23 protein-coding genes, 1 pseudogene and 1 riboswitch are annotated in these 19,282 nt (G+C 40.6%); of the genes and pseudogenes, 19 read left to right on the top strand and 5 right to left on the bottom strand.

Annotated elements, in window-relative coordinates; translation table 11 throughout:
• Positions 1 to 4: 4 nt before the first annotated feature.
• Positions 5 to 757, bottom strand: coding sequence for a cyclase family protein (locus L3V42_RS08670; protein WP_438822761.1), 753 nt, complete (start codon positions 755 to 757; stop codon positions 5 to 7).
• 74 nt (positions 758 to 831) lie between these two features.
• A riboswitch (SAM riboswitch) is annotated at positions 832 to 936 on the bottom strand.
• Positions 937 to 1,232: 296 nt separating this feature from the next.
• Positions 1,233 to 1,733, bottom strand: coding sequence for a hypothetical protein (locus tag L3V42_RS08665; RefSeq protein WP_235764085.1), 501 nt, complete (start codon positions 1,731 to 1,733; stop codon positions 1,233 to 1,235).
• 228 nt (positions 1,734 to 1,961) lie between these two features.
• On the opposite strand from L3V42_RS08665, the gene L3V42_RS08660 reads away from it, so the two are divergent.
• Positions 1,962 to 2,879, top strand: a complete 918-nt coding sequence (locus tag L3V42_RS08660) for a LysR family transcriptional regulator (RefSeq protein ID WP_235764086.1) — start codon at positions 1,962 to 1,964, stop codon at positions 2,877 to 2,879.
• 333 nt (positions 2,880 to 3,212) lie between these two features.
• On the opposite strand, the gene L3V42_RS08655 is transcribed toward L3V42_RS08660, so the two are convergent.
• The gene (locus tag L3V42_RS08655; protein ID WP_235764087.1) at positions 3,213 to 3,452 is read right to left on the bottom strand and encodes a thioredoxin family protein; all 240 of its coding nucleotides are present in this window, start codon (positions 3,450 to 3,452) and stop codon (positions 3,213 to 3,215) included.
• Between the two features lie 224 nt (positions 3,453 to 3,676).
• Between L3V42_RS08655 and L3V42_RS08650 the strand changes: the two genes are divergently transcribed.
• The 7 genes from L3V42_RS08650 (at position 3,677) to lspA (ending at position 9,448) form a co-directional block, all read left to right on the top strand.
• Positions 3,677 to 4,345, top strand: coding sequence for a response regulator transcription factor (locus L3V42_RS08650; protein ID WP_235764088.1), 669 nt, complete (start codon positions 3,677 to 3,679; stop codon positions 4,343 to 4,345).
• On the top strand, positions 4,342 to 5,706 hold the full coding sequence (locus L3V42_RS08645) for a sensor histidine kinase (protein ID WP_235764089.1): 1,365 nt from the start codon (positions 4,342 to 4,344) through the stop codon (positions 5,704 to 5,706). Before L3V42_RS08650 ends, L3V42_RS08645 begins: the two co-directional genes overlap by 4 nt.
• A gap of 122 nt (positions 5,707 to 5,828) precedes the next feature.
• Complete coding sequence (locus L3V42_RS08640; protein WP_235764090.1) at positions 5,829 to 6,740, top strand: ABC transporter ATP-binding protein; 912 nt, start codon at positions 5,829 to 5,831, stop codon at positions 6,738 to 6,740.
• Positions 6,737 to 7,444 (top strand): ABC transporter permease, encoded by a 708-nt coding sequence (locus tag L3V42_RS08635; protein ID WP_235764091.1) that lies wholly within the window; start codon positions 6,737 to 6,739, stop codon positions 7,442 to 7,444. Before L3V42_RS08640 ends, L3V42_RS08635 begins: the two co-directional genes overlap by 4 nt.
• Complete coding sequence (locus L3V42_RS08630; protein WP_235764092.1) at positions 7,445 to 8,176, top strand: ABC transporter permease; 732 nt, start codon at positions 7,445 to 7,447, stop codon at positions 8,174 to 8,176.
• 379 nt (positions 8,177 to 8,555) lie between these two features.
• On the top strand, positions 8,556 to 8,972 hold the full coding sequence (fosB, locus tag L3V42_RS08625; protein WP_235764093.1) for a metallothiol transferase FosB: 417 nt from the start codon (positions 8,556 to 8,558) through the stop codon (positions 8,970 to 8,972).
• A gap of 23 nt (positions 8,973 to 8,995) precedes the next feature.
• Complete coding sequence (lspA, locus tag L3V42_RS08620) at positions 8,996 to 9,448, top strand: signal peptidase II (protein WP_235764094.1); 453 nt, start codon at positions 8,996 to 8,998, stop codon at positions 9,446 to 9,448.
• Positions 9,449 to 9,617: 169 nt separating this feature from the next.
• Here the strand turns inward: lspA and L3V42_RS08615 are convergent, their stop codons facing one another.
• Positions 9,618 to 10,187, bottom strand: a complete 570-nt coding sequence (locus L3V42_RS08615; RefSeq protein ID WP_238471780.1) for an L-lactate permease — start codon at positions 10,185 to 10,187, stop codon at positions 9,618 to 9,620.
• Between the two features lie 154 nt (positions 10,188 to 10,341).
• Between L3V42_RS08615 and L3V42_RS08610 the strand changes: the two genes are divergently transcribed.
• The 10 genes and pseudogenes from L3V42_RS08610 to L3V42_RS08565 all read left to right on the top strand — a co-directional run bounded on the left by L3V42_RS08610 (position 10,342) and on the right by L3V42_RS08565 (position 17,086).
• On the top strand, positions 10,342 to 10,545 hold the full coding sequence (locus tag L3V42_RS08610; protein ID WP_235764096.1) for a protein YkzT: 204 nt from the start codon (positions 10,342 to 10,344) through the stop codon (positions 10,543 to 10,545).
• A 210-nt stretch (positions 10,546 to 10,755) separates the two neighbouring features.
• The gene (locus tag L3V42_RS08605) at positions 10,756 to 12,057 is read left to right on the top strand and encodes a DUF5068 domain-containing protein (RefSeq protein ID WP_238471779.1); all 1,302 of its coding nucleotides are present in this window, start codon (positions 10,756 to 10,758) and stop codon (positions 12,055 to 12,057) included.
• 169 nt (positions 12,058 to 12,226) lie between these two features.
• Positions 12,227 to 12,385 (top strand): hypothetical protein, encoded by a 159-nt coding sequence (locus L3V42_RS08600; protein WP_235764098.1) that lies wholly within the window; start codon positions 12,227 to 12,229, stop codon positions 12,383 to 12,385.
• Positions 12,382 to 13,026, top strand: a complete 645-nt coding sequence (locus L3V42_RS08595; protein WP_235764099.1) for a DsbA family oxidoreductase — start codon at positions 12,382 to 12,384, stop codon at positions 13,024 to 13,026. The genes L3V42_RS08600 and L3V42_RS08595 overlap by 4 nt, the downstream gene beginning before the upstream one ends.
• A gap of 170 nt (positions 13,027 to 13,196) precedes the next feature.
• The gene (locus L3V42_RS08590; protein WP_238471853.1) at positions 13,197 to 14,036 is read left to right on the top strand and encodes an MBL fold metallo-hydrolase; all 840 of its coding nucleotides are present in this window, start codon (positions 13,197 to 13,199) and stop codon (positions 14,034 to 14,036) included.
• A 107-nt stretch (positions 14,037 to 14,143) separates the two neighbouring features.
• Positions 14,144 to 15,004, top strand: coding sequence for a putative RNA methyltransferase (locus tag L3V42_RS08585; RefSeq protein ID WP_238471778.1), 861 nt, complete (start codon positions 14,144 to 14,146; stop codon positions 15,002 to 15,004).
• Positions 15,005 to 15,022: 18 nt separating this feature from the next.
• Positions 15,023 to 15,457 (top strand): VOC family protein, encoded by a 435-nt coding sequence (locus L3V42_RS08580; protein ID WP_235764101.1) that lies wholly within the window; start codon positions 15,023 to 15,025, stop codon positions 15,455 to 15,457.
• A gap of 565 nt (positions 15,458 to 16,022) precedes the next feature.
• A pseudogene (locus L3V42_RS08575) lies at positions 16,023 to 16,162 on the top strand (transposase); the annotation flags it as partial.
• Positions 16,163 to 16,177: 15 nt separating this feature from the next.
• A complete protein-coding gene (locus L3V42_RS08570; RefSeq protein WP_235764102.1) occupies positions 16,178 to 16,591 on the top strand; it encodes a hypothetical protein in 414 nt (137 codons plus the stop codon).
• Between the two features lie 270 nt (positions 16,592 to 16,861).
• A complete protein-coding gene (locus L3V42_RS08565) occupies positions 16,862 to 17,086 on the top strand; it encodes a cupin domain-containing protein (protein ID WP_238471777.1) in 225 nt (74 codons plus the stop codon).
• Between the two features lie 79 nt (positions 17,087 to 17,165).
• Here L3V42_RS08565 and L3V42_RS08560 read toward each other — a convergent pair whose 3' ends face one another.
• Entirely contained in the window at positions 17,166 to 18,356 is a 1,191-nt protein-coding gene (locus tag L3V42_RS08560) for a chromate transporter (RefSeq protein WP_238471776.1), read from the bottom strand.
• Between the two features lie 255 nt (positions 18,357 to 18,611).
• Here L3V42_RS08560 and L3V42_RS08555 point away from each other — a divergent pair, with 255 nt between their 5' ends.
• Positions 18,612 to 19,262, top strand: coding sequence for a B3/B4 domain-containing protein (locus L3V42_RS08555; protein WP_238471775.1), 651 nt, complete (start codon positions 18,612 to 18,614; stop codon positions 19,260 to 19,262).
• The last annotated feature ends 20 nt before the right edge of the window (positions 19,263 to 19,282 follow it).

Below are 19,282 nucleotides of genomic sequence, written 5' to 3'. Positions count from 1 at the left end.
TATTTTAAGGTAGTATTGCGAACGATCGTACAGGGAATCCACTTGCTTTTTCAGGCTTTGGAACGATATTGAAGATGACGGCGCCCTTTGTCGGAACTTGATCTAGATTTCTCAGCAGTTCGATCTGATAGGTGTCTTGTTCCAGTACGTAATATTCCCCGATGAGCCTGCCGTTTTTTGCAGCGTCGACAGCGGAATCCGTGTCAAAGGTTTCGTGGCCGACTGCTTTAATTTTTCTTTCTTCAAATAGGAATTCGAGAGCGTCAATTCCCCAGCCGGGAAGGTGTGGATTACCGTCTTCATCTTTATTTTCAAACCGATCTTTATCCGGCCAACGCTTGCTCCAATCGGTGCGTAAGGCGACAAATGTCCCTGCCTCAATTTCACCGTGGATGGCTTCGAACCCGATAATATCTTCTTTCGTCAAGGTGAAATCGTTGTTATTTGCTGCTTCCGTTGATTTATCAATGACAACGAGCGGTAAGACAAGCTCTTTTAATTCAAGTTCATCAAGGTAGCGCTGGTCTCTGACGAAATGAACGGGAGCATCAATATGTGTTCCATATTGTCCTGCAAAAGAGAACTGTTGAGCAAAGAAACCATCGTCATGATTGTAAAGTGTCTTGAATGCCGCATCATCAAAGGCTGCAAAATGCGGTGAATCCGGGCCGAAAGTGTGGGTCAGATCAACCCATTCTTTTTCTTTCAGCAGTGAGATTGCTTTTTGTAGTTCTGTAGTTGCTTGAATTGTCGTCAACTTCATCTCCTCCTAAAATTATAAAAACCCTCTTCTTGAAATAAGAAGAGGGTTTGGTATCGTATCTCCGACTCTTCTTATCTTCTGAGCAAATGCATGCTCCTGGAATTGGCACAGTACTAAAAAAGCCTGTTGCCGAGGTCTCATAGGGCCAGTCCCTCCACCTCTCTGGATAAGAAAAAACATTATGAAATTATTTAAATAATACAATATACCGAAATGAAAAGAAAGTCAAGCTTAATTTGGGACAGGGAGTCAGAGCATTTGTCCCAACTGGGACAAGCGCTCTGACCGAGGCTGCTGAAAAAGTACACTAATTTCAAGCGAATGGAAACCGATTCCCAAATTTCATGTAAAATAACCTATGAAAGTGGAGAATAGATACCTGTTTTCACTCGATTTTGGTTATCAAAGTAGGAAAAATAATTTCCAAAATATGTTTTCCAGCAGCCTCGCTCTGACCCCCTGTCCCAGCTCACCGGCAAAAAATGATTATTTCATAAGGGGTTGTTTGGGCTGGGATACTCTTTGTCGTCGCACCATAAACAACAATTAAATTTCTGCCAGCTGGACTTTGTTTGAAGTCTTGCCCGTTTGTTAATTGAATCTGTGTATCACGGCCGATATTTAGCTGTAAAGTGCCATCACTGCTAATTAATTGATCATTGAAATAACTCACCTTTACATGGCTATACGGATTTTCTTTCACGATAACTAATGCCCGGTATTGGGGTGGATAAATTAGAATTGCCGGAGCATCTCCGTCGTAATAACCAGTGATTTGATCTCCGACTTGGATTTTTTCTTGGTACAAGAAGAACGTATCTGGTCCTGCAACAAAGTTAACAACAGCACCGGCATCATTCTGAACAGATATAAACTTGTAACAACCGAAATTATCATTAGGCGGATACATTGGAAAGTCTTCTATACTCGTGACGTAGCCGGTAAATGATTGAAAGTTGATTCTACTCATTGAAGCCACTCCCTATTATAAAATTAGCCCGTAATAGTTTATGAAAACCTATGATTAAAGTGCTGAATCGGGACAAGTGCTCTGACCCCATGTTCCAGTGGGGCAGAGCACTTGTCCCGATTTCTATACAGGTGGGGCGGGTTATGATTTAATGGGGATAATGGAAAGTTATTGAGGTTGTTCGGTAAATAGATGTTTAGATGATGAGAAAGATGGAGGAGGGACTTAATGGAATTAAGACAGCTAGAATATTTCATGACGGTATGTGAAGAATTACATTTTACGAGAGCTGCTGAGAAGTTGAATATTGCTCAGCCGACATTAAGCCAGCAAATCAAAGTATTGGAAAGTGAGGTAGGCATACCGCTCTTTGATCGGATAGGGAAAAAGACAGCTCTAACGGAAGCGGGAAAGATTTTGTATAAACATAGTAAGCAGGTTTTCTATGAATTGGAACAAGCACAAGCAGCAATTGGAGAACTGAATGGGTTGGAAAGAGGAAGGCTTACCATCGGATCCTTGCTTACTTGTATGAATTACCTACTTCCTCCTGCACTAGTTCGCTTCAAAGGTCTTTATCCGAATATCGAACTGTCTGTCCAAGGACTGCGGACAGAAGAGATTGAAAGAAGCATACTGGAAAATGAACTGGATCTTGGTCTTACGTTCCTGCCGAACGGAAATGATGAGTTGGAGGAAATTTCATTATATACAGAGGAACTGGCACTTGCTGTTCCCAAGGGTCATCCACTTGCGATGAAGCCGGCAATAAACTTTGATCAAATTACCAATATCCCATTAATACTTATGCCGGAAAATTATCAACTTCGGCAATTAATGGAGGGCTACGCTCGAATGGTCGGGATCACGATTAATCCGGCACTTGAGCTGACAACGTTGGAATCAATTATCCAACTGACGGAAAAAGGAATGGGCGCACCCATTTTACCACTGCCGTACTTGGAAAATTTAAATAATCAAGATATAAAAACTGTGAAAATACTAAATCCAACCCCACAAAGGGAAATTGGCATTATCTATCGAAAAGATAAATTCATGTGTACAGCAACCAGAACTTTTATCGGAGAAGTGACGAAAGCATTAGCAGATGGGGCAGAGGATCAGGCTATTAACATCCATCCATGAAAAGAGCAGTTCGGATACTAAGGTGTTCGAGCTGTTTTATTAATTACATTTCTATACTAATTACGAAAATACAGTGGGACAAGTGCTCTGCCCGAGGCTGCTGAAAAAGTACACTAATTTCAAGCGAATGGAAACCGATTCCCAAATTTCATGTAAAATAACCTATAAAAGTGGGGAATAAATACCTGTTTTCACTCGATTTTGGTTATCAAAGTGGGAAAAATAATTTCCAAAATATGTTTTTCAGCAGCCTCGCTCTGCCCCCCTGTCCCGCTGTACAAAAACGCCCGAACCGTCGACCCAGGGAGGTTGGTTCGGGCGTGTTTTGGTTTCTTAGCCTTTTTTAACATCTTCCATGCTTGCACCGTAATTAATATGATAGGTCTGTCCATTCAGCACTAATGCTGGAACTGACTTTACTCCAGCTTCTTCCGCTTCATTGATTCTAGAAGGGTCTTCCGCGAAATGAACAATTTCTAAATCTACTTTTGAATCATCCAGATAATCTAATACCATTTTTTCTGCATCGACGCATACAGGACAACCCGCATGATAAAATATTGCTTTCTGCATCTGAATACCTCCTTTTTATCTTATATATACCATATGCCATTAAAAAGGCTAAAACAATTAGAAATCCTCTATCATAATGATAGGTTTTAACTATGTAAAAAAGTTGAGTATTTTTTAATGACGAGCAAATGTCAGATATTCAATAGATTTTAACTATGCTAAGATTAATGAATAGAACGGATGAAAATCGTGAAAAGCCCGAGAAACGGAAAATGGAGGAGCATATGATTCACATATTATATATTGAAGATGATAAAGAAATTGGTCATTGGGTCACAACAGATTTAACCGAAAGAGGTTATAAAATAACATGGTTGCCATCGGGAGAAAATATGGAGAGCTATTTGGCTTCGGTAGATTTAGCGATTTTAGATGTGATGCTGCCAGGATTAGATGGTTTTTCCCTTGGCAAGCGTTTGAAAAAAAGTGCACCAGATACACCAATCATTATGCTTTCCGCCCGAACTGCAGTAGAAGATAGATTGGAAGGACTTCGTTTTGCAGATGATTATGTAACAAAACCCTTCCATCCTGATGAGCTTGCTGCTCGAATTGAAGTATTGCTGCGAAGGTTCCAGTGGAAGGACGAAGTATTGGAAATTAAGCATCTACAGATTTATCCGAAAGACATGCGGATTATCAACAAAAATAAGGAGGAAGAAATATTATTAACAGGTAAACAATATCATCTATTCCAGTACTTTATCCGCCATTTAAATCAGATTTTAACAAAAGAGCAATTGTATGAAGGTGTTTGGGGAGAAAGCTATATCGAAGGTGATAAAACATTGATGGTACACATTCGCTATTTGCGTGAAAAAATTGAAGAAAATCCATCAGCGCCCACAGTCATTGAAACGATCCGCGGTATTGGATATCGGGTGAAGCAATGAGGAATTTCTTCAGGTCTCTCCTGGCAAAATACATGCTCCTTATCGTAATCGCGATTTTCTTAGTGCAAATTGCCACCATAACGATTGCACTATTTGTATACGGATTCGCCGAAAATGTTGAAAACCGTTATCTGAAAAAGGGAATAGACACGGAAACTATAGAAGAAAGCTGGCATGAGGAGGCGAGCCATCTAGAACAGGTTTCGGAAGAGGGGATACAGCAGCACTTTGCTGAATGGAAAGAAGATTTTCCTGAGGCTACCATGTTTTGGGTAGATGGAGCCGGGATATTACGAGAGCAAATTGGTGATAATCATGATATTCCAACAGAGTGGACTGCAAGAGAAGCTGCTTCTTTTATTAAAAGCAGGTATGATGGTGACCCTTTTACGGTCATTGCATTAATGGATGAGGCGGATGGATTTATTGTTTTTGAAATACCTCGTGATGCCCTGCAACTGCCAATGCAGTCTGTTTATGATCATTATGGGGAAATTTTGATAATTGGGCTTTTATTGATTGTTTTATTGTTTATTATCGTATCTTTTCTATTTTTCCATCGGATTAGAAAGCGTCTGTTACATCTTCAAGAAGCAATGGAAATTAGAGATGTTGACGGTCTTCCCCTTGCAATCCCAGTTAAGAAAAAAGATGAAATTGGGCAACTTGAACAAACGTTTAATCAAATGGTTGCTGAACTAAGAAAAAGCAAACAACGGGAACAGGAAGAAGAGCGACTGCGAAAAGAATTAATTGCGAACCTGTCCCATGATTTAAGAACGCCACTAACTAAGTTGCGAGCACAATCCTATTCCATCTCAAAAATGGACGGCAACGAAGAGTTGAATAAAGCTAGTCAACAATTAGATGTCTCGATTAATGATATGGATCGGTTAATTGAGAATTTGATGTCGTATACCCTGCTTACAGCGAGTAAGTATCAATTGAAGCGCGAAAAGATTGACATGGTACGCTATGTTCGTGAACATTTAGCTACCTGGTATTCCGTCTTTGAAAGGGAAGGTTTCGAAATTAACATTGATATGCAGTCGCTAAACAGCAGTTATTGGATGGTTGACCCCGTTTGGATAAGCCGGATTATGGATAACTTGCTGCAAAATATTTTGAGGCATGCAAATGAAGGAAAGTATGTAGAGGTGAAAACAAAAGCGACCGAGACCTATGATGCATTTCTGTTTATCGATAAAGGGAGTGGGATTGATAAACAGTCGGAGTATAGTGGTGCAGGAATCGGACTATCTATTGTGGATATGATGGTGAAGGGATTAAATTTAGATTGGGAGATTCGTTCTAGTAATAAAGGAACAACCGTTAAAATAATCAACTATCATAAGAAATAAACCTTTAAAAAGTGTATGTGCTGACAGACTTCTGTCCACATACACTTTTTTAAACAAAATTTAAACAAGTTCCAACCTTGATTTTAAACCTCGTTCTTTAAGATAGGAATGGAGGTGAGAGAATGGAATACATTGTAAAAACATCAAACTTATCAAAGCATTTTGGGAAAGAAGTAGCAGTAGAAGGATTAAATATGAATATCAAGAAGGGCGATATTTATGGGTTTTTAGGACCGAACGGAGCGGGAAAGACAACAACGATCCGGATGCTCTTAGGCTTAATGAAGCCTGCCTCAGGAAGCATTCATATATTCGGACAGGATATAAAACAACATCGAAAAAATATATTGGCGAGAGTTGGTTCCTTAGTTGAGAATCCATCCTATTATCCACATTTAACTGCCTATGAAAATTTGGAAGCTCTGCGAAAAATAATAGGAGTTCCGAAGAAAAGAATTTATGAAGTGGTAGAGACTGTTCGGTTAACAGAAGTAGCTGACAAAAAGGTGAAAGGATTCTCTCTTGGGATGAAACAACGTCTTGGGATTGCGATGTCCTTATTAAATCAACCACAATTGCTTATTTTAGATGAGCCAATGAATGGATTGGATCCATCAGGCATTATTGAAATACGCGAATTAATTAAACGGCTTCCGGAAGAATTTGGAATAACTGTGCTCGTTTCCAGTCACTTATTGTCTGAAATCGATCAAATGGCAACAACGGTAGGGATTGTAACGAAAGGAAAAATGATTTTCCAAGATTCTATTGAAGCAATGCGAACATTAGCAGGTCATACCATATCAATACAAGTTAATCATGCCGAACAAGCATGGCGTCTGTTGCTGGCAAAAGGGATGAAGGTGGAGCATGAAAATGATTTCATCACGTTGCAGGAAAGTTCAAATGAAATGGTTGCAGAGACGGTTCGACTGCTCGTGCAAGCGAATCTATCCATCTACCGCGTAGAAGAAGAAAAAAGATCGCTGGAGGATATTTTCCTTTCAATGACGAGGGAGGATTCAGCAGTATGATCAGCATGATGCAAACTGACTTTTTGAAAATAAAGCGGAAGGGATTTTGGTTTTTAACGTTTCTCGGGCCTATCGGGGTCGTTGCGCTGCAAATGGTGAATTATGGTGTAAGAAAGGAATATTTGCTGCAGCAAAGTGAGAATGATTGGTTGTATTACTTACAAAATATTACTGCATTTACACCGCTTGCCCTTGTGTTAGGTATTGCGATATTTACCTCTTTTATGGCAAGTATAGAAAATGAGACCAACGCATGGAAACAGCTTATTGCTCTACCGGTTTCCAAGATGACAGTTTATTTATCAAAGTTTACGATGCTAGCCTGTCTGTTGTTCATCTCATCCATTTTATTAATGCTCTTTACACTTGGATTTGGTGTCTTTCTTTCCTTTGATGAGGCAATTCCGTGGTTGGAACTCGTGAAGTATAGCTTCTATCCGTATTTTGCTGCGTTGCCTGTTCTTGCATTACAATTATGGATTGCAACGGTCAGTAAGAATCAGGGCATACCGATTACAACTGGGATATTTGGTGTGATTTTTGCTTATTCCGCTCATATAATTCCGGATTGGATGATTTGGAAATGGCCATCTCTCATGAATCAATGGGATGAACCGTTGATAAATGTACTGTTAGGGCTTGGTGTTGGATGTTTATTGTATGTCGTGGGCATGCTCGATTTTACAAGAAGGGATGTGTTGTAGATGGGGGCTGTTCTACGGTCTGAATGGTACAAATTACGAAAGTCAAAAATGTTGCCGATTATAGTTGCAGGTCCACTCATTGCGGTTATCATCGGTGCCATGTTTAATTATGATTCTATGGAAGGTGGATTTAATCAATGGTCCTTAGCTGTTTTATCGATGAATTTAACCTATGCTCTATTGTTCTTACCATTGATTACAGGTGTTTTAGCAAGCAGCATTTGCAGATATGAACACCAGGCAGGTGGATGGAAACAATTATTAGCATTACCGGTAAGACGGGGAAATGTGTTTATTTCTAAATATGTGCTCTTGTTACTGCTTGTTTTTCTAATCCAATTACTTTATCTTGGCGCTATTTATATCGTTGGAATAATAAACGGATTTACAGACCCGTTTCCATTGGAGATTATTTGGAAGAGTATTCTTGGCGGCTGGCTTGCTACGTTCCCGCTTGTTGCCCTGCAATTATGGATGTCCATTATATTTAAAAGCTTTGCTGCACCATTTGCTGTAAATGTCATTTTCACTTTACCAACGATATTAGCAGTGAACTCGGAACGGTTCGGCCCTTTCTACCCTTGGGCACAACCCTTTTCCATGATGTACATCGGAGGAAACGCAGAAGATGTATTCTTCGTTCCCTGGGACCAAGTGCTAACCGTAGTCGGAGGAAGCTTTATCCTATTTTTCCTAGGCGGCTATATTTACTTTCAAAGAAAACCGATTTAGTGAATCGGGACAAGGGGTCAGAGCGAGGCTGCTGAAAAACATATTTTGGAAATTATTTTTCCCACTTTGATAACCAAAATCGAGTGAAAACAGGTATTTATTCCCCACTTTCATAGGTTATTTTACATGAAATTTGGGAATCGGTTTCCATTCGCTTGAAATTAGTGTACTTTTTCAGCAGCCTCGGTCAGAGCACTTGTCCCAATTTCCCTTCTATTTTTTGCAAGAAACGCTGCGAACCAATTTTACTAGATGCTCTTTTCCGTTATAATACTAGTAATTAAAAGAGTGCCCTGATGCAGGAGCAGACCTCTGTCTAAAGTCAAAACCCATCAAGTTTTTCATATAATAATAGAAGGTTCAAGAAGGAGCGTGTACAATGTCTATTAAAGGGATTAATCATTTACTTTTCTCCGTATCCAACTTGGAGAAATCAATCACCTTCTACGAGAATGTATTCGGCGCGAAATTACTCGTGAAAGGCCGTTCAACTGCCTATTTTGATTTAAACGGAATATGGCTGGCGCTGAATGAGGAAAAAGATATCCTGCGTAATGAAATCCACCAATCACATGTGGCATTTTCAATAGCTGAAGCAGATTTCGGGAAAATGTATGGTAAGCTGGTGCATTTGAATGTGAATATTTTAAAAGGTCGTTCTCGAGATAAGAAAGACAAGCAGTCCATCTATTTTACAGATCCGGATGGACATAAATTTGAATTTCATACGGGGACGCTTGCGGATCGGTTAGCGTATTACCGGGAAGACAAACCGCATATGGAATTTTTTGATTGAATCGCCCGAGAAAGTAGGTTCTTATGTTATTTTATCTGATTACTATTATCGTCATTTTAATTGATCAGGCAACGAAAATTTTTGTCCGCCTGAACTTGGCGATGAATGAAAGAGTGACCTGGTCGGGAATTGAGTTCACTTACATCGAGAATAGCGGAATGGCAGGTGGATTTTTCCCGGGGTTTGCAAGAGTCTTTGGGATTATATCGGTATTATTTGTTATTTTTATTTTTTACTTGAGGAGAAGTCCAGAGTGGAGAGGGCCGCTAATTGATATTAGTCTAGGTTTCCTTGTAGGAGGAGCAATCGGCAACGGGGTGGACCGGTTATTGCATGGACAGGTGACAGATTTCATTGTTCGTTCTGGCGGGATTCTTAATATAGCGGACCATGCGCTGGAAATCGGTATCGTTCTATTTATTATTCATGAAATCGTTCAATGGCTTAAGCGGAGGAAACGTGTTAAAGATGAGTGAGATGAGCTGTTGACACAGTGATTAAAAGGAATATGTACGGTTAAAATACAATCATTAGAGCCTGGTGAAGTCCATTCACTTTAATTTTGACAATGGGAATGAGGAACCGATTGAGCTGCTCGAGCTAGAAACGAATAAAAATGGGCAGGGGACGAACCCCCGCTCCGCACTAACCTCCAATGAAGTGGAGGACGATTGATGATCCAGAAACAAGTATTCCCGCAATTAACGTGAATACTAGGGTTTGTTTGTAAACTTCTGCTTCTTTTCCTTGGGCGTTTGTCGTGCTCGTTCCAAGGATGATATTTGCTGGTGCAATTACGTTCCCTATTGCACCACCCGTCGATTGGCCGGCAATGACAAGTGGTAAGGACAATTCTTCCATCGAGTCAACAACCGACCCGTGCAGCGGTGAGAATAGAACATTCGATGACGTGTTGGAAGAAGTCATAAATGCCCCAATAATCCCGATGACATTGGCAAGCCCCGCATAAACGGCAGGCGGTGAAACTTCCGCGATGCCAAGAGCAAGCACATTTGTCTGCCCACTGTTTTCCATAATCATTGTCATCGTTAAAAAACCGGTAATCGCAATCGAAGCACCTAATGCATTATCCTTCACACCAGAGAGAATATTTTTTGTTGTGTCTTTTCGGTGCAATCCCAAGTATTTATACCAGAAATAAGACACCACTGATTGAAGTTTTGCTTTATATATCACGATGCCAAAATCGGACAAATGCTCTGACCCCGTGTCCCGCATATGTTACAACTTTTCATACAAAAAAAAGTGAATTATTTGTGAAATGAGTCACAATAGAGCTTTCTGGATAGTGAACTCATGTATACTGAAGGTGTGAAAACAAATAAATCTTCCAGGAAGGTGCAAATGAATGAAAGGTACAGCATTACTAATTAATGACAACCGAATCGTAACGGTGTTGGAGAACATTGGTCATGAGGTATATGAGGAGATGAAGCGTCAGAAGCCTAAGGAGCATATCCACTGTGAAATCGATAAGAAAAAAGTGGAATTCGGGCCGATTACAAAGATTGTCTGGTTAAAAGATAATGTTGACTGGCAGTATGGATATTAGAATATAGATAATGATAAACGGAAGCTTGCACAAAAAGTTACCTTTGTGCAAGCTTTTTTCCTTTGAGTCAGAAGTCATGAGTTCTTTGGTATGGCGGAAGCGGAAGTGCTGGAAACTTCTAGTTCTTCGTGACGATTTTGATAAAAATGAATAGACAATTCTTTCCGTTGTAGTAAGATAGCTTTTGTATCAATACAATGGAGGGGTTTTATGAAAAAACGATTGCTATTACTTGTTGTTATGTTTCTAACAGCGATAATTATTGCTGCCTGCGGAAATGAAGATGAGGGAGAGCCGGAAGAAACTGTAGATGCTGCTGAAGAAGAGGAGGCAACTACAGAAGAGGAGAAAGTAGAAGAGCCTGAAGAGGAAGCAGAGGAAGCAGAGGAAGCAGAGGAAGAAGTAGACGCGGAAGAAACGTCTGCAAGTGGAAATGATGGTGATTTCGCTGATCTCATTACATATATGGAAGATGAAACAGAAGGAACAGCAGCTGTATTATATGAAAATAATGAAGCGCAAACTCATGAAATGGAAGGTGTTACGGTATCTCTAGATGGTTATTCACTAGTAGAATTACTCGATTTCCATCGTGATTACAGTATTCCTTTTGACGACCAGAATAATGGAGCAGTGCTAATTGCTCAATATACAATTGAAAATACGACAGATGAAGATTTACATTATATGACCACGTACGATTTGTCTTATGTCAATTCGGAGAAGTTTCTAACGAATCACCGTTACCTCTTGCCAGAAGAGAATCAATTGCCGAACATTTTATCCCCATCGAATGATTATTTACTAGAGGCAGGGGAAGAAATTGTTGGATATTATTCATATGCGATTGGTGAGGACCGCTTAGCGGAAATTCTTGACTTAGGTAGTGTCGATATAGCCATTTCAACACCGCAAACCGATCCAGATGATTTTGCATCAACGATTGGTTCGGAAGGTCGCTTCACTCTTCCACTAGATGCAGAAAATGCGGAGAAGGAAGCGGATAAAGCTAGTCAAGGATTTTACGAAGATAAAGTAACTGCTGACAATATGGGTGACAAGGAAATGCTGGAAGAAGAACAAGATATCGGGGAAAGTCAGGAGCTTGGTGATGTGGGGATTACGCTTGTAGGATACCAATTCACGAATTTCGTGCCGAATGCTGAAGAAGCTCCGCGTTTCCAGGAAGATGAGGTTGTTCTTTTAACAGTTAAATTTGATATCGAAAATGGATATGATGAAGACCTTGCGAAGAACTCGATTTCTTCCACGTTACACGTAAATGATGGGAAACAATGGACGTTAAACGAAGGAATGTTATTGCCATATACGAACAGTGATACTATCCCATCTGGAGACAGTGGTGAATTACTGCAAGTATTCCTGCTTGATCAGGAACAATATGAAGCAATTTGGAAAGATAAATCTTTTGAAATGGAACTTGGCCCGATGCGTAATGAAGACGGAGAAGACATTTCCAAAGGGGAAAAAGCAGAATTTAAGTTGAAATAAGTTGATTCGTAAAACCTTGCCAAAGAGCATTTCGCTTTTTGGCAAGGTTTTTTTTGAGCGCATTACTGTATTTCGCTGCTAAACATAATCTATACTATAACTAGAACATTAACACTCATGCTTGAACGATTATTAAATGACTGCTGTTAAATAAAGGGAGGAGAACGCATTGGATAAAATAGTAACGGAAGCGCCAAAAATAAAGCCAATCGAACTAAAGCCGCTCGAAGAATTGGAAGGATTCAATTTCGATTCATCGGATGCATTTGTCTGTGATATGGAAACCGGGATATGTGGTCCGGTGAAGAAAGAGGAGAAGAAAAAATGAAGATCACGATTTGGTCTGATTTTATGTGTCCATTCTGCTATATCGGTGAGGCACATTTAGAAAAAGCATTGGAAGAATTTGAGCACAGAGATGAAGTTGAGATCGAGTATAAGAGTTTCCTTCTCTCGCCAGATGCAGCTCACAATCCTGATAAGAATTATCATGAGACCTTTGCAGAATTGAAGGGGACATCTGTTGAGCAGGCCAAAGGAATGTTTGAGAACGTTGTAAATATGGCAAATAATGCTGGTATCGTTATTGATTATGATACTGCGAAGTTCTCAAGCACGATTCCGGCTCACCATGCTTTCCAATATGCTAAGGAACAGGGAAAAGGAAATGGATTTTTCAAACGTTTCTATAAAGCGCATTTTGCCGAAGCGGAATTGCTTAGTGATGAAGAAACGATTGGCCGCTTAGCTGCAGAAGTGGGTCTTGACGCAAAAGCAGCACGCGAGAGCATCCACAATCAGGATTATACGGAAAAAGTGAATCAAGATATCCAAGAAGCTGGTCAAGTTGGTGTTCAAGGTGTTCCATTTTATGTGTTCAATAATAAATATGGCGTGTCCGGAGCCCAACCTGTTGCTCAGTTCAAGCAAGTGCTGGAACAGGTTTGGCAGGAGGAAAATGAAAAATAAATCCTAAGAGATGGGGGCGTAAATGCTTCTGTCTCTTTTTTTCATCATATAATGAATCCTTCACATAATTTTACCCCTGCCACAAATAATAAACAGACTCGGCTACTGACGAATGAAGCCGGAATACGAAAGAGAGTGGTGGTTTGATGAGTGAATATCGTGGACAAGGTATGCATGATGCGATGGAAAATAAATTCCTTCCGCTTTATACCATTGCAAGCGGAGTAGGTGTCGAGGTTCTGCCTGATTTATATAGTTATACGAATCAGATTGTGAATATTTGCTTAGTTGGTGACAGTGCAGATAATTTTGTATTAGTTGACACCGGAATGCCGGAATCATCAGAGCGTCTGGTTAGGGTTATTGAGGAGCGTTTTGGGGAAAATAGTAAGCCGAAAGCGATTATTTTGACCCATGGACATTTCGATCATACAGGGGCTGTTGTCGATTTAGTAAAGAAATGGGGAGTGAACGTGTATGCTCATGAAAAAGAGCTGCCATTTTTAACAGGGAAAGAAAGCTATCCAGACCCGGATGGAACAGTGGAGGGTGGGCTTGTAGCGAAGATGTCTCCGATGTTTCCGACTGACCCAGTTGATTTAGGGAGGTTTGTTGAAGCGTTGCCTCCTGACGGAACGGTGCCAGATATGCCGGAGTGGAAATGGGTTCATACGCCAGGTCATGCACCAGGGCAGGTGGCACTATTTCGGGAAAAGGACCGAGCTCTAATTGCAGGAGATACATTCGTTACGGTAAAGCAAGAATCCCTTTATAAGGTATTGACGCAGGAACTGGAGATTAATGGTCCGCCAAGGTATTTAACGACGGACTGGATGGCGGCATGGGAATCAGTGAAAAAAGTTGCGGCATTACATCCATCTGTCGCTGTTACGGGGCACGGAGTCCCTGTTGGCGGAGCGGAATTGAAGGAAGGCTTGGAGCAGTTAGTAAGAGATTTTGAAAAAGTTGCGATACCTGAATTCGGAAAGTATGTGGACCGGAACCATTAAAAATGCTGCTTGGCTAATTGACAGCAGAAAGTCAATATCCTTATAATTGGCATGACACTCCCGCAGTAAACCTGCGGGGTGGATTGCTTCTCTTAGGAGGTTTATGATTGTCCCGTAAAGAAAATGCTGCGTCATTAGTACAGGATTATGCTGAGGTATTTATCTGTCCAGTCTGTGGCGACACAGTTGAGGTTGTAGAACTTAAAAGCGTTGTTTGTCCTAAACGGCATACGTTTGATTTTGCCAAACAAGGGTATATTAATATCTCGACCCGTTCCATGAAAGTTAATTATGATAAAGAATTATTTGCTGCAAGAGAGAATATCATCATGAAGCATAAATTATACGATGCCCTACATACACGGTTGCTAGAAGTAATCAAGGTGGAAGAAGCAAATAATCCACGCTCCCTTCTTTTAGATGCAGGAGCTGGAGAGGGATCTCATTTAGCGAAAATTTTAGATCAAATGAAGACTGTAACCGGAATTGGAATCGATATTTCCAAGGAAGGAATTCGGCTCGCTGCAAGTAAATCTGAGAAGGCGATGTGGCTGGTCGGTGATTTGGCAAACATACCGGTTAAAGATCAATCGCTTCATACCATTATAAATATTTTGTCTCCAGCGAATTACCAGGAGTTTAAACGGGTATTAATAGAGAATGGACTAATGATCAAAGTGGTGCCTGGTGCGAACTATTTAATCGAGCTGCGCGATACGATTTTAGAAGAACAAAAGCGTTTCTTTACGAATGAAGAGACGATTTCCCTTTTTAAACAGCACTATTCGGATGTGCAGATTGAGGAACTGACATATACGAAGGAGTTACACCAAGAAGAACTTCGTGATTTAATCAAGATGTCACCCCTTTCCTGGAATGCTGAGCAGGAATCGATTAATGAAGTGCGAAACCGGGAACACTTTGGAATAACGATTGATTTGGCAATCTTAATTGGCAAGAACAGATAGAGAAGGAGTGAATGTTTTATGATAGGCGGCGTAGAAATTGATATGGTCGTGACAGATAGTTTAAAAGCATTGGAGTTATATGAAAGGATATTTGAAGTGGAACCGATTGAAGTATCTGATTTTCCAAAAGGGGAGAATGAGGTTGTCTTCAGTCTCTATGATGTCCACTTCCATATGCTGGATGAGAATCCGACATTTGATTTGAAAGCTCCAACACCGGATTACCCGAGAACAATCTGGTTTAATGTATTAGTTGAAGATATAAAAGGAACGTATAAGAAAGCACTGGAAGCAGGTTGTATAGAAATACAGCCAGTGACTGAACTTCCGGATTATGGGATAGCTAATGCAATTTTCGTTGATCCGTATGGGTACCAGTGGATGATTCAGCAAATGGATCAAGAAGTTACTCCTGAAGAAGAAATGGATCTCTGGGATGAAGACAGGTATTAAGAATACACATAGGAAAAAACAGGTATTTCTCTAGTTTGAGATGCCTGTTTTTTTGTTTCTTTGTTATTATTCTTAACTGTAGTTGAAAATGATTCGTATGGAAAGAGAAAACCATTTGAATTGGGAAAATAATAACGTAAAGAAATAGGTCAAAAGACCGTAATGTTTGACAGGTAAGTAGTGGAACGAGTAATATTCAGTTAATCAAATTACTATTAATTAAAAATGATGTGTTATGGAAATTGCACTGGAAAGAGGGAAAGAAATGGATGAAGCACAAAAGGCACTAGCTGAACTGGATTATTATCATGTGATCCAGCCAATTTAGGTTCTAGTTGAGAACCTTTGTGACTTCAGTCAGGAGATAAATCGACTTCGGCCAAGGGTTAGCCTCTGCTAACTCAATTGTCCGACATACTCATTCTTGGATAAAGGCACACATGATATTTTTAAAAACAACGTTGATGATTTAACACCAGTCTTTATACTTGTGATATATTTCGTAGTATAGTAGAGATGGGGTGATAACTATAGCAAATGTTATTCACGGGCACTCAGCTAGGATTTATTCAAACCCCATCCTGGTATCAAACGCTCTCTTTAGGGGAGGTCATTTGTGGAATCCCAGCTATTTTATCGCAACAGTTAGTGAAAATACTACAAGAGCAGGTTCATAGCTATATCCTAAATCAAAAACAAAAATGACGGGTGGTGGAATCCATGCTGGAATTCGTGAACCGTGGCTATGTGTATCGTGCGACCCCCATTTCTCAAGAAGCAGAAACGTATTTCCGACAGTTTTTCGGTGCAAAGAGAAAGATGTACAACCTCCATGTTTCCCACCTCTATGATTGTTTGGATAAAAGTGACTATCAACCAGGTGATGCCTTACCTTCTTTAAAGAGGATGGGGATGCTGACTGTTTCCCAATTTAAAAAACAATGTTTAAATGAAGATCATGTGGCTTACTTCTATCTTGTAGACGCATACGCCTCCAGCGAAGCAAAACAGCACTTCAACAAGGCGATAATTGCTTTCAACAAGATTGCACATAAGAAACAATACAAAAAGTCCACTTTAAAACGTCAGAAAACACTCGGGATAGAACCGACATTCCGTAAAACGTACGGTTAGCATTGCAGAAGCGATTAAAAATGGAAATCAATAAGCATAAATGATAGATGAAGCATGTCGTCCGGGAAATAATCGGGCGGCATGCTTTTTTCGTGCGTTTAACCGAATAGTTTTTTTGCGGTTTGGGGTATAGTTGAAGAGAAGCGAATACGACATATATACAAGGAGGGGGAACATGGAAAAATATACGATTCATGCTGCTCAGCAGTTTAGTGAGGAACGGTTTACGAAAATCAATATTATCGTAATAAACGGAGTGTCGTCTTTTTATTGAATTTTTTGCCTGGACAGCATATGAAGCTGCATAATCATCCGGTCCGTGAATTGTATCTGCATGTGTTAGATGGGAGTGGTGTTTTCATTTTGGAAGATAAAGAATTTCCTGTGGAGCAAGGGGATGTCATCTATTGCCAGGCGAAGGACAAACTCGGCTTCACAAACACAGGAGAGGAGAAAGTTTCCATCTACGCCACCATGACGAAACTGATTTATTGAGGGGGGTGGGACAATGGGGTCAGAGCACTTGTCCCACTTCAAGTGGAACGGTTGCTCTGACCCCATTGTCGCACAAGACTTAAAGGAAACTAATGGCCCATCCACCAATTGCTCCGGTGAGGACGACAATCCAGGGTGGGAGTTTGAAATACGCCAGCATGCTGAATAATACGGCTACAAGAGCAAAGTCGACTGGCTCATGAACAGAGCTTGTCCAAATCGGATTGTAAAGTGCGGAAAGGAGAATACCTACCACAGAAGCATTCACACCAATTAAAGCCGCTTTTATTTTTGGATTTTTTCGGAGTGAATTCCAAAATGGCAACGCACCGAGAATGAGCAGAAAGGCTGGCAAAAAAATCGCAAATGTTGCAAACAGTCCACCCTGCCATCCACTAATAACGGTGCCAATATAAGCGGCGAATGTGAACAATGGCCCAGGAACCGCTTGTGTCGCACCGTACCCTGCAAGGAAATCCTGTTCACTAAGCCAGCCTGTTGGAACGAACTCTTGCTCGAGAAGTGGTAATACCACATGCCCGCCGCCAAACACAAGAGAACCGGAGCGATAGAAGCCATCAAATAGCTCGACCCATTGATTTGAAGTAAATCCACGAACAACTGGAAGCAGGAAAAGAATACCGAAAAATAAACTTAAACATATAGCTCCCATTCTTTTGGATATCGGGAAATTGATATTTGTCTCTTTCTCTCCTGTATTTTCTTTTCGGAAAATGATAAAGCCAACGAGACCAGCAATAATAATCGCAGCAATTTGCGTATATGCGGAATGGAAAAGTAATGTCAGAATTAAAGCGAACAAGGCGATTACTTTTGTCTGTATATCTGGAGTAAAGTTTTTTGCCATTCCTAAAATGGCGTGCGTTACGACAACAACGGCTACAATTTTTAATCCATTAATCCAGCCAGCATCTTCTATCCCAAAAGTATGCAAGAATGAGGCGAACACAATGAGTGCGACAACAGAAGGCAGTGTAAACCCTAGAAAAGATATGATTCCACCGATAAAACCTCCACGCAAGACGCCGACTCCGATTCCAACCTGACTACTCGCTGGGCCTGGAAGGAACTGACAAAGAGCAACCAGATCCGCGTAACTTTTTTCATCCATCCATTTCCGTCTGCGGATGTATTCCTCATGGAAGTAACCTAGATGCGCAACCGGGCCGCCAAAGGATGTGAGTCCAAGTCGGCTCGATACAAGAAAGATTTCTAACCAGATTTTAAATATTGATTCTCTATTATTCATTCAAATAACACCACCTGCAAATACTAAAATGAAATATTACTGTACCATGCCAATCCATTCCTAACAACGGAACCAGCTGAAAATTAATTCAAACTTAACATTGGCGGGGACAAGGGGTCAGGGCATTTATCGCGTTTCAGGTGGGACAGTTACACTGACCCCCTTGTCCCCATCCTCAAAGTTATGGCAATATATGAAGTAGAAGGAAAAATGGGACAAATAATCTGACCCTCTGTCCCAAAGGGAGGCGAGATGGTGGAGGTTTTGATTTCTGGGGTGATGCTCGGGGTTATTCATTATGTTGTTGATGTGAAGAAGAGTGATGGTGGGTTGCTCGATTATTTTGATGAGACGGTGGAGGAGACTGGCTTGCGCTATGAGTTGAGTGAAATCGCGCAAGTTCCGCATATTCAGGAGACGAGGGAAGCTTATAAAACGTTGGGGAAATCTCCTTCTCAGTATCGTAATGCATCAGAAGCGATGCTGCGACGAATTGTGAAGGGGAATGGCTTATATAAGATCAATAATGTAGTGGAAATCAATAATTTAATTTCCATCCGCTCTGGTTATTCTATTGGTTCTTATGATAATCAAGCACTAAGCGGGAAAATTGAATTACGTCCGGCACCAGCTGGAGAACGTTATGATGGGATTGGTAAATTTGACATTAATATTGAAAACCTGCCCGTATTATTTGATGAAGAAGGAGCATTTGGCAATCCAACGAGCGACAGTAATCGGGCGATGATTCAGGAGGGGAAACGTGAAGTCCTAAGTGTTATCTATGCTTTCCACCTGGAACAAGAAGAGTTGGAAAAGTGGTTGGCGGAATATCGCAAATTACTTGAGCGGTATACAGACGCAACAGCCATCCGGACAGAGATTATTACGCCAAGTACCAACTAAGTAAAAGCATTAAAAAGAGA

It is taken from the genome of Oceanobacillus alkalisoli (assembly GCF_022213125.1).
GTDB lineage: Bacteria > Bacillota > Bacilli > Bacillales > Amphibacillaceae > Oceanobacillus > Oceanobacillus alkalisoli.
The sequence above is the reverse complement of the archived record's forward strand: the minus strand, read 5'-3'. Positions and strand labels throughout refer to the sequence as shown.